Consider the following 10293-nt stretch of genomic DNA (forward strand, 5'->3'; position numbering starts at 1 on the left):
GCCCGGGCGAGGCCCGGGCTCACGCCCCGCCGATGCACCGAGGCTGGAAGCCCGGGTCGGCGGGGCCCTTGCGTCCCAGGGCGTTCAGCACCCACTGGGCGACGACCGGGTCCTTGGTGGCCTGGTCGTGCATGTAGAGGTCGAGCGGGCACTTGTCCTGGAGCACCACGTTGGTCACGCGCTCGGCGGGGCCGCTCAGCAGGGCGCTGGTGTAGGGGATGACGACCTCGTCGTAGCGGGTGGAGACGACGGTGTAGTCCGGGCCCGCGGGGGTCTCCTCGCCGGCGTTGAGCTTCTTCAGCAGGTCGGAGCCGACCTGCTGGTCCACGCAGGACGGGCAGAAGGTCCAGCCGGCCGGGATGGCGAGCGGGTTCTTCGTGCCGTGGTTGGAGGGGACGATGCCCACCAGGTCGTCGACCTTGTCGGCGCCGCCGAGGAACTTCACGTAGTAGCGCGGCATCATGCCGCCCTGGCTGTGGCCGACGATGTCGACCTTCTCCGCGCCGGTGGCGCCGCGCACGGCCTCCACGAAGTCCTTCAGCTCGGCGGCGGCCTGCGGGATGGGATCGGTCTCCATGTGGCCGTAGTTGAAGGCGAAGACGCAGTAGCCCGCGTCCTTCAGCGCCGGGGAGAGCTTGGCCCAGTTCTCGGCCATCAGCTTGAAGGTGCCGTTGACCAGCACGACCGGCTGCGGGTGCGCCGAGTCCGGCTTGCAGGACCAGTCGTTGGCGCCCTTCGGCGGGATGTCCAGCGGCGAGGCGGCGGCCGGGGTGGCGTTGAGTCCCATGAGGCTCAGCGCGGCGGTGGCCGCGGCGGCGACCAGGAACCGTGCGGTGGTGCGCAGACGCATGTGGGGGATTCCTTTGAACACGGCGTCCCACTGCGGACGCCCTCGTCCGAACCGCGTTCGACAATGTCGACCGGTGGACGTGATGTTCTCTGCCCCATAAGGAGCGCGTCAAGAGAGTTACCGACCGGTAAACGTCACATGAGCCGGACCTTGCTCATCCGGCTCATGTGAGGTTTCCTCGTACGGACTTCCGGCGGCCGTCCGCGCTCCACGCGGCCGCTCAGCCGCCGTACCCCTCTTCCAGACGCTCGCCGCGCAGCAGGAACCAGGCCGCGACGGCCGTCGTCAGCAGCACCGCGGCGCCGACCCCCGAGGCGATCCGCAGCCCCTCCACGAAGGCATCCTGCGCCGAGGACAGCAGGGCGGCGCCGGTGTCGGCCGGCAGGGTTCCCGCGGACTCGACCGCGCCGCCCAGCGACTCGTGGGCGTCGGCCGCCTGCGCGGCCGGTACCCCCGCGGGCACCGCGAAGCCGCGGTAGACGCCGGTGACGATCGAGCCGAGCAGGGCGATACCGAGGGCCGCGCCGAGCTCGTACGCCGTCTCCGAGACGGCCGAGGCGGAGCCCGCGTGCTCCTTGGGCACGCTGGAGAGGATCACGTCGGCCGTGACAGTGAAGGAGAAGCCGGCGCCCACGCCCACGATCAGCAGCACCGTGCCGAGCACCGGGTAGTCGGTGTCGGCCGACAGCCACACCAGGGCCGCCAGTGCGACGCCGATCGCCGCGAGACCGCCCGCCACCACCGAGCGCACCGACCAGCGCCGGGCCGCGTGGCCGGCGAGCAGACCCGCCGTCACCGCGCCGACGGCCGCGGGCAGCTCGGCCAGCCCCGCCTCCAGCGGGCTGCGGTCCTGCACCAGCTGGAGGAACTGCGAGAGGAAGAACACCATCCCCGACAGCCCCAGCACGGTCAGCAGGTCGGCCACCACGGCGGCGGAGAAGCCCCGGTGGTGGAAGAGCCGCATGTCCAGCAGCGGCGACGGCAGGCTCAGCTGGCGCCGGACGAACCACACCAGCGCCAGGACGCCGGCCGCGGCCGCCAGGAACGACGTCCAGGCCGGGCCATGGGTGGCGATCTCCTTGATCGCGTAGACCACGGCCACCACGCCCACCATCGACAGCACCACGCTCAGCAGGTCCCACGGGCCCGGCGCGGGGTCGCGGGACTCCGGCAGCAGCTTGATGCCCACCAGGACCAGCACCGCCATGACCGGCAGGTTGATCAGGAAGACCGAGCCCCACCAGAAGTTCTCCAGCAGGAAGCCGCCCACCACCGGCCCCACGGCGGCGCCGGCGGACGCCATCGCGCCCCAGATGCCGATGGCGAGGCTGCGCTCGCGCGGGTCGTGGAAGAGATTGCGGATCAGGGCCAGGGTGGACGGCATCAGCGTCGCGCCCGCCACACCCAGCAGGGCCCGGGCCGCGATCATCATCTCCGGGCTGGAGGCGTACGCGTTAAGCACCGAGACCGCGCCGAACGCCACGGCGCCGCACAGCAGCAGCTTCTTGCGGCCGACGCGGTCGCCCAGGCTGCCCATGGACACCAGCAGGCCGGCGATGACGAAGGAGTAGACGTCACCGATCCACAGCAGCTGTGTGCCCGAGGGCTGGAGGTCCTCGCTGAGGAAGGGCGTCGCCAGGCCGAGGACCGTGGCGTCGACGGCGACCAGCAGCACCGCCAGGGCCAGCACCGACAGCGCCAGCCAGCGCCCCGGACGCGGCGGCTCCACCGACGCGGGCGCACCGGGCGCCGGCTCGGCGGTCCTCGCGCTCACCGCTCGGCCCTCCGCTGCGCCCCGCCGAGCAACAGCTCGGCGACCATGCGGGTGAGGTCCTTGGCGGCCACCCGCCCATCCTGCACGGCCCACGCCCCGGAGGCGATCAGCCCGTACAGCGCGTCGGTGAGCCAGGCGGGTGAGAGGTCGACGCGGAAGGCGCCCTCCTCCTGGCCGCGCAGGAAGAGCGCGTGGACGCGGGCGTCGAGCCGGTTCCAGCCCTCGTTGATCTCGCCCTCGAAGAGCTGGTTCTCGGTGTAGAGGAAGGAGAGGATGCCGGCCACCGGCTCGGCCTTCTCGATCAGCCGGCGCACCGCCAGCGCCGCGTCGCCCTCATCCAGCCGGGCCTCGTCCAGGGCCCGCTCGAACTGCTCGATGCCGAGCTGTTCCAGCGCCCGGACGAGCGCGTCGCGGCCGGCGAAGTAACGGTGGAGGGTGGCGCGGCTGATGCCGGCGGCCTTGGCGATCTCGTCCATGGACGCGGTCGCCTTACGGGTGAGCAGGGCTGCGGCTGCTCTCAGGACATGCTCACGGCGGTCGACACTCATGAGACGACCATAACCCGAATGAGACGTTGATGTCTCATTCGGGCTATGGTCGTCTCAAAATGATCATCAGTGTCGCGCGTCTGCCCACTCCCGCTGCACGGCGAGATCGGCCTTGACCTCCTGGAGCTGCACGGCGACCGCCGAGGGGGCCGTACCGCCGCGCCCGCTGCGCGAGGCCAGCGCGCCGGGGACGCTGAGGACCGAACGGACCTCGGGCGTCAGGTGCGGGGAGATCGCGGCGAAGTCCGCGTCGCTCAGCCCGTCCAGCTCGATGCCACGGGCCTCGCAGCGCTTGACGCACTCCCCCGCGACCTCGTGCGCCACCCGGAACGGCACGCCCTGCTTGACCAGCCACTCGGCGATGTCGGTGGCCAGCGAGAAGCCGGCGGGGGCCAGCTCCTCCATCCGGTCCCGGTGGACCGTGAGGGTCGCCATCATCCCGGTGAAGGCCGGGAGCAGGACCTCCAGCTGGTCGCAGGAGTCGAAGACGGGCTCCTTGTCCTCCTGGAGATCGCGGTTGTAGGCGAGCGGCAGGGCCTTGAGGGTGGCGAGCAGCCCGGTGAGGTTGCCGATCAGCCGCCCGGACTTGCCGCGCGCCAGCTCGGCGATGTCCGGGTTCTTCTTCTGCGGCATGATCGACGAGCCGGTGGAGAAGGCGTCGTGGAGGGTCACGAAGGAGAACTCCTTCGTGTTCCAGATGATGACCTCCTCGGCGATCCGGGACAGGTCGACGCCGATCATGGCCGTGATGAAGGCGAACTCGGCGACGAAGTCCCGGGAGGCCGTGCCGTCGATGGAGTTGCCCGCCGAACCCCGCTCGAAGCCGAGGTCGGCGGCGACCGCCTCCGGGTCCAGCCCGAGGGAGGACCCGGCGAGGGCGCCCGACCCGTAGGGCGAGACGGCCGTGCGCTCGTCCCACTGCCGCAGCCGCTCCGCGTCCCGGGACAGCGCCTGGACATGGGCGAGCACATGGTGGGCGAAGAGCACCGGCTGGGCGTGCTGGAGGTGGGTGCGCCCCGGCATGGCCACGTCCGGGTGGGCCTCGGCGAGGCCCACGAGCGCCTCCTGGAGGTCGGCGATCAGGCCGCCGATGATCCGGGCGTGGTCCCGCAGGTACATCCGGAAGAGCGTGGCGACCTGGTCGTTGCGCGACCGGCCGGCGCGCAGCTTGCCGCCGAGCTCCGGGCCCAGCCGCTCCAGCAGGCCGCGCTCCAGGGCGGTGTGGACGTCCTCGTCGGCGACGGTGCCCGTGAAGGTACCGGCGGCGACGTCGGCCTCCAGCAGACCGAGACCCTCGATCATGCGCTCCAGCTCGTCGGCCGTGAGCAGGCCGGCCGTGTGGAGCACCCGGGCGTGGGCGCGGGAGCCGGCGATGTCGTAGAGGGCGAGCCGCCAGTCGAAGTGGACGGAGGCGGACAGCTTCGCGAGGGCCTCGGCCGGCCCGTCCGCGAACCGGCCGCCCCAGAGCCGTACGTCTTCCCGCTGCTCGATCTGCTCGGTCACGCCAGGTCCCGCTTGGCCGCGATCTTCGAGGAGAGGCCGAAGATCTCGATGAAGCCCTTGGACATGGACTGGTCGAAGGTGTCGCCCGTGTCGTAGGTGGCGAGGTTGAAGTCGTAGAGCGACTGCGCGGACTTCCGGCCGGTCACGACGGCCCGGCCGCCGTGGAGGGTCATCCGGATGTCGCCGGTGACGTGCTCGTTGGCCTCGGCGATGAAGCCGTCCAGGGCCCGCTTGAGCGGCGAGAACCACATGCCGTCGTAGACCAGCTCGCTCCACCGCTGCTCGACCTGCCGCTTGTAGCGGGCGAGCTCCCGTTCGACGGTGACGTTCTCCAGCTCCTGGTGGGCGGTGATCAGCGCGATCGCGCCGGGGGCCTCGTAGATCTCCCGGGACTTGATGCCGACCAGCCGGTCCTCGACCATGTCGATCCGGCCGACGCCCTGGGCACCCGCCCGCTCGTTGAGCTGCTGGATGGCCTGGAGCACGCTGACCGGCCGGCCGTCGATCGCGACGGGGACGCCCTTGTCGAAGGTGATGACGACCTCGTCGGCCTCCCGGGGGGTGGCCGGGTTCGCGGTGTAGTCGTAGACGTCCTCGATCGGGGCGTTCCAGATGTCCTCCAGGAAGCCGGTCTCGACGGCCCGGCCGAAGACGTTCTGGTCGATGGAGTACGGCGACTTCTTGGTGGTCGCGATCGGCAGGCCCTTGGTCTCGCAGAAGGCGATGGCCTTGTCCCGGGTCATCGCGTAGTCCCGGACCGGGGCGATGCACTTCAGCTCGGGGGCGAGCGAGGAGATGCCGGCCTCGAACCGGACCTGGTCGTTGCCCTTGCCGGTGCAGCCGTGGGCGACGGTGGTCGCGCCGTGCTTCCTGGCGGCGGCCACCAGGTGCTTGACGATCGTGGGCCGGGAAAGGGCGGAGACCAGCGGGTACCGGTCCATGTAGAGGGCGTTGGCCTTGATCGCCGGGAGGCAGTACTCCTCGGCGAACTCATCCTTGGCGTCGGCGACCTCCGCCTCCACCGCACCGCAGGCGAGCGCGCGCTTGCGGATGACGTCCAGGTCCTCGCCGCCCTGACCGACATCCACGGCGACGGCGATGACCTCGGCGCCCGTCTCCTCGGCGATCCAGCCGATGGCGACGGAGGTGTCAAGGCCGCCGGAATAGGCGAGTACGACGCGCTCGGTCACGGGGTTCTCCTTCAAACGGTGCAGATGCGCTCTCCATGCGCTGTTAGGCATAACTATGCACTGCACCGTATGTTTCGTCAATAGCGCGGGAGAGTGAGTTTCCGGCGGTACGGCGACGCCCGCACCCCGGCCGGGACCCCGTCGGCACCTGGTCGGCACCCGGTCGGCACCCGGTCGGGGCCCGGTCGGGACCCCCGGATTTGGATCACGGCGCGGAACAGGATATTTTCTTCCTGCACGCCCCACCGGGAAGAAACGCCCGGAGGGACACGGCACCGGGACGTGGCGCAGCTTGGTAGCGCACTTGACTGGGGGTCAAGGGGTCGTGGGTTCAAATCCCGCCGTCCCGACCAGCGTTTTCGCAGGTCGAAGGCCGTTTCCGCATCGCGGGAACGGCCTTTTCCGTATCTCCGGAGCATGAGAAGGAGCTCCGGCCGGCCCCCCGGTGGGGGCCGGCCGGAGCTCCTTCTCGTGGCGCTCGGCGCGCTCGGCCGCTCAGTGCTCCTTCTGGGCCAGCCGCAGCAGGTGGTCCGCCAGGGCCTGGCCGCCGGTCGGGTCGCGGCTGATCAGCAGGAGGGTGTCGTCACCGGCGATGGTGCCGATGATCTCGTGGACGCCCGCCTGGTCGATGGCCGAGGCGAAGAACTGGGCGGCGCCGGGCGGGGTGCGCAGCACCACCAGGTTGGCCGAGGCCTCCGCGGAGATCAGCAGCTCGGCCGCCAGCCGGCCCATACGGGCCTCCGTGGCCGACTCCCCCAGCGGCGCGCGGGGGGTGCGGTCGCCGCCCTCGGAGGGCACCGCGTAGATGAGCTCGCCGCCCGTGTTGCGGATCTTGACGGCGCCGAGCTCGTCGAGGTCGCGGGAGAGCGTGGCCTGGGTGACCGACAGACCGTCGTCGGCGAGCAGTTTGGCCAGCTGGCTCTGCGACCTGACGGCCTGCCGGCTGAGGATGTCCACGATCCGGCGGTGGCGGGCGGTGCGGGTCTGGGGCACGGCCTGTCCTGTGCCGTGCCCCGGCTCGGTCTCCTGCGCCTCGGTCATCGTTGTCGTCAGTCTCCGGATCGTCGTTCCGCTGTGGCCCCGCCGGCGGCGGTGTCCAGGACGCCCGGCAGCGCCTGGAGAAACGTCTCCGCCTCATCCTCGGTGATGATCAGCGGAGGGGCCAGCCGCACCACGTCGGGCGCGACCGCGTTCACCAGGAGACCGGCTTCCCGGGCCGCCAGCTGCACCTGCGGTGCGAGGGGCTCGCCAAGGACAATACCCAGGAGCAGGCCGGCACCACGGACGTGGTCGACCAACGGGTGGCCGAGCGCGGAGATCCCGTCACGCAGCAGGGCACCCGTACGCCGCACATCACCCAGCGCGTCACCGGACGCGAGCGTGTCCAGAACGGCGAGCGCGGCGGCGCAGGAGACCGGGTTCCCGCCGAAGGTGGAGCCGTGCTGACCAGGAGTCAGCAGGTCGGCGGCGGTGCCGAAGGCCAGGGTGGCGCCGATGGGCAGTCCCCCGCCCAGGCCCTTGGCGAGGGTGACCACATCGGGCTCGACGCCCTGCGCGAGGTGTTCGAACCAGTGTCCGGTGCGGCCGACACCTGTCTGGATCTCGTCCAGGACGAGGAGCGTGCCGGTGGCCCGGGTGATCTCCCGGGCGGCCGCCAGATAGCCCGGCGGAGGGACGACGACCCCGTTCTCGCCCTGCACGGGTTCGAGGACGACGAGCGCGGTGTCGGTGGTCACCGCGGCGCGCAGGGCGTCCGCGTCCCCGTACGGGACATGGGTGACGTCCCCGGGCAGCGGCAGGAACGGTGCCTGCTTGGCGGGCTGGCCGGTCAGCGCGAGGGCACCCATGGTGCGGCCGTGGAAGCCGCCGGCGGCGGCGACCATGTGCGTCCGCCCGGTGCGCCGCCCGATCTTGACCGCGGCCTCGATCGCCTCGGCGCCCGAGTTGCAGAAGTAGACGCGGCCGGGCCGGCCGGCGAGGCCGAGCAGCCGCTCGGCGAGCCGGACCGTCGGCTCGGCGGTGAAGAGGTTGGAGACATGGCCGAGCGTGGCGATCTGGTCCGACACCGCCCGCACCACCGCCGGATGGGCGTGGCCGAGGGCGTTGACGGCGATGCCGCCGACGAAGTCCAGGTAGCTCCTGCCGTCGGCGTCCCACACGGTGCTGCCCTCGCCGCGCACCAGCGGCAGGGCGGGCGTCCCGTAGTTGTCCATCATGGCGCCCTGCCAGCGCCTGGTCAGCTCGGCGTTCGTCATGACGGCGCTCCTTCGGGGTCCGGGACGACCATGGTGCCGATGCCCTCGTCCGTGAAGATCTCCAGGAGGATCGAGTGCTGGACCCGGCCGTCGATGACGCGGGCGGTGGTGACGCCGCCGCGCACGGCGTGGAGGCAGCCCTCCATCTTGGGCACCATCCCGCTGGCCAGCTCGGGCAGCAGCGCCTCCAGCTCGCTCGCGGTGAGCCTGCTGATGACGTCGTCGCTGTTCGGCCAGTCGGCGTAGAGGCCCTCGACGTCGGTGAGGACCATCAGGGTCTCCGCGCCCAGCGCCACGGCGAGCGCGGCGGCCGCCGTGTCGGCGTTGACGTTGTAGACGTGGCCGTCGTCGGCGCTGCGGGCGATCGAGGAGACGACCGGGATGCGGCCGTCGTCCAGCAGGGCCCGGACGGCGCCCGGGTCGATGTCGGTGATCTCGCCGACCCGGCCGATGTCCACCCGCTCGCCGTCGACGCGGGCGTAGTGCTTGGTGGCGCTCATCAGGTGGGCGTCCTCGCCGGTGAGGCCGACGGCCAGCGGTCCGTGGCGGTTCAGCAGGCCGACGAGCTCGCGCTGCACCTGGCCGGCCAGCACCATCCGGACGACGTCCATGGCCTCGGGCGTGGTGACCCGCAGCCCCGCCTTGAACTCCGAGACCAGGCCGTGCCGGTCCAGCGCCGCGCTGATCTGCGGGCCGCCGCCGTGCACCACGACGGGCCGGAGGCCGGCGTGGTGGAGGAAGACGACGTCCTGGGCGAAGGCGGCCTTCAGCTCCTCGTCGACCATGGCGTTTCCGCCGAACTTGATGACGACGGTCTTGCCGTGATGGCGCGTCAGCCAGGGCAGGGCCTCGACGAGGGTGCGGGCCTTGGGCAGGGCGGTGTGCCGGCGGGTGACGCCCTGCGGCGGGGCCGCGTCGCCGGCGGCGTGCGACGTGCCGTCGGGCGAGGTGTCGGCGTGCGCCGTGGTGTCGTTCACCGGGGTCCCGTTCGCGCTGTCGTCGGTCGTGGTCATGAGGAGTACGCGCTGTTCTCGTGGACGTAGTCGGCGGTCAGGTCGTTGGCCCAGATGACGGCGCTCTCGTCGCCCTCGGCGAGGTCCGCGGTGATGCGGACCTCCCGGTAGCGCATGTCGACGAGGTCGCGGTCCTCGCCCACGGAGCCGTTGCGGCAGACCCAGACGCCGTTGATGGCCACGTTCAGCCGGTCGGGGTCGAAGGCGGCGGAGGTGGTGCCGATCGCGGACAGCACCCGGCCCCAGTTGGGGTCCTCGCCGTGGATGGCGCACTTGAGGAGGTTGTTCCGGGCGATGGAGCGGCCCACCTCCACCGCGTCGTCCTCGGTGGCGGCCCCGGTCACCTCGATGCGGATGTCCTTGCTGGCACCCTCGGCGTCCCCGATGAGCTGCCGGGCGAGGTCGTCGGAGACGGTCCGCACGGCCTCGGCGAACGCCTCCGGGTCCGGTGCGACGCCCGAGGCGCCGGAGGCCAGCAGGAGCACGGTGTCGTTGGTCGACATGCAGCCGTCCGAGTCGACCCGGTCGAAGGTCTGCCGGGTCGCGGAGCGCAGGGCCGTGTCCAGGCCCGCCGCGTCCACGTCGGCGTCGGTGGTGAGGACGACGAGCATGGTGGCCAGGCCCGGCGCGAGCATGCCCGCGCCCTTGGCCATGCCGCCGACGGTCCATCCGTCGCCCTGCGCGACGGCCGTCTTGTGGACGGTGTCCGTCGTCTTGATGGCGATGGCGGCCTTCTCGCCGCCGTGGACGGAGAGATCGGCGGCCGCCTTGTCGATGCCGGGCAGCAGCTTGTCCATCGGCAGCCGGACGCCGATCAGGCCCGTGGAGGCGACGGCGATCTCGGCCGCGCTGTGGCCCAGCGCCTCGGCGGCCTTCTCGGCGGTGGCGTGGGTGTCCTGGAAGCCCCCGGGCCCGGTGCAGGCGTTGGCGCCGCCGGAGTTCAGGACGACCGCGGAGACCTTGCCGCCCTTGAGGACCTGCTGGGACCACAGGACGGGCGCGGCCTTGACGCGGTTGGCGGTGAAGACGCCGGCGGCGGCCAGGCGGGGGCCCTGGTTGACCACGAGGGCCAGGTCGGGGCTGCCGCTCTCCTTGATCCCGGCGGCGATGCCGGCGGCGGTGAATCCCTTTGCTGCGGTGACGCTCACCGTGTCTCCTGT

At 71.8% G+C, this 10293-nt stretch carries 9 protein-coding genes and 1 tRNA gene; 1 reads left to right on the forward strand and 9 read right to left on the reverse strand.

Translation table 11 applies throughout. The features are described 5' to 3' along the window. Nucleotides 1-19 precede the first annotated feature (19 nt). The 5 genes from AC07BS_RS10205 to AC07BS_RS10225 form a co-directional block, all read right to left on the reverse strand. A complete protein-coding gene (locus AC07BS_RS10205) occupies nt 20-850 on the reverse strand; it encodes an alpha/beta fold hydrolase (RefSeq protein ID WP_478644664.1) in 831 nt (276 codons plus the stop codon). A gap of 220 nt (nt 851-1070) precedes the next feature. Further along, nucleotides 1071-2624: an MFS transporter gene (locus tag AC07BS_RS10210; RefSeq protein WP_478931354.1), complete on the reverse strand. Its 1554-nt coding sequence runs from the start codon at nt 2622-2624 to the stop codon at nt 1071-1073. Continuing rightward, nucleotides 2621-3172, reverse strand: coding sequence for a TetR/AcrR family transcriptional regulator (locus tag AC07BS_RS10215; RefSeq protein WP_478931355.1), 552 nt, complete (start codon nt 3170-3172; stop codon nt 2621-2623). Before AC07BS_RS10215 ends, AC07BS_RS10210 begins: the two co-directional genes overlap by 4 nt. 66 nt (nt 3173-3238) lie before the next feature. After that, complete coding sequence (gene argH, locus AC07BS_RS10220) at nt 3239-4675, reverse strand: argininosuccinate lyase (protein ID WP_478931357.1); 1437 nt, start codon at nt 4673-4675, stop codon at nt 3239-3241. Beyond that, a complete protein-coding gene (locus tag AC07BS_RS10225) occupies nt 4672-5865 on the reverse strand; it encodes an argininosuccinate synthase (protein WP_478644672.1) in 1194 nt (397 codons plus the stop codon). Before AC07BS_RS10225 ends, argH begins: the two co-directional genes overlap by 4 nt. Before the next feature lie 276 nt (nt 5866-6141). On the opposite strand from AC07BS_RS10225, the gene AC07BS_RS10230 reads away from it, so the two are divergent. Beyond that, a tRNA-Pro gene (locus tag AC07BS_RS10230) sits at nt 6142-6218 on the forward strand. 142 nt (nt 6219-6360) lie between these two features. Here the strand turns inward: AC07BS_RS10230 and AC07BS_RS10235 are convergent. The 4 genes from AC07BS_RS10235 to argJ are packed head-to-tail and all read right to left on the reverse strand — an operon-like array spanning nt 6361 to nt 10281. Then, on the reverse strand, nt 6361-6906 hold the full coding sequence (locus AC07BS_RS10235; RefSeq protein ID WP_478644673.1) for an arginine repressor: 546 nt from the start codon (nt 6904-6906) through the stop codon (nt 6361-6363). Between the two features lie 8 nt (nt 6907-6914). Then, a complete protein-coding gene (locus tag AC07BS_RS10240; protein ID WP_478931359.1) occupies nt 6915-8120 on the reverse strand; it encodes an acetylornithine transaminase in 1206 nt (401 codons plus the stop codon). Next, on the reverse strand, nt 8117-9133 hold the full coding sequence (gene argB, locus AC07BS_RS10245; RefSeq protein WP_478644678.1) for an acetylglutamate kinase: 1017 nt from the start codon (nt 9131-9133) through the stop codon (nt 8117-8119). Before argB ends, AC07BS_RS10240 begins: the two co-directional genes overlap by 4 nt. Continuing rightward, a complete protein-coding gene (argJ, locus tag AC07BS_RS10250; protein ID WP_478931495.1) occupies nt 9130-10281 on the reverse strand; it encodes a bifunctional glutamate N-acetyltransferase/amino-acid acetyltransferase ArgJ in 1152 nt (383 codons plus the stop codon). Before argJ ends, argB begins: the two co-directional genes overlap by 4 nt. Nucleotides 10282-10293 lie beyond the last annotated feature (12 nt).

This window comes from Streptomyces sp. NPDC044063 (genome assembly GCF_056434285.1).

Coding starts and splice junctions, on each gene's coding strand:
- AC07BS_RS10215 (WP_478931355.1), bottom strand. CDS start 3,172: ATGAGTGTCGACCGCCGTGAGCATGTCCTGAGAGCAGCCGCAGCCCTG.
- AC07BS_RS10205 (WP_478644664.1), bottom strand. CDS start 850: ATGCGTCTGCGCACCACCGCACGGTTCCTGGTCGCCGCCGCGGCCACC.
- argB (WP_478644678.1), bottom strand. CDS start 9,133: ATGACCACGACCGACGACAGCGCGAACGGGACCCCGGTGAACGACACC.
- AC07BS_RS10235 (WP_478644673.1), bottom strand. CDS start 6,906: ATGACCGAGGCGCAGGAGACCGAGCCGGGGCACGGCACAGGACAGGCC.
- AC07BS_RS10240 (WP_478931359.1), bottom strand. CDS start 8,120: ATGACGAACGCCGAGCTGACCAGGCGCTGGCAGGGCGCCATGATGGAC.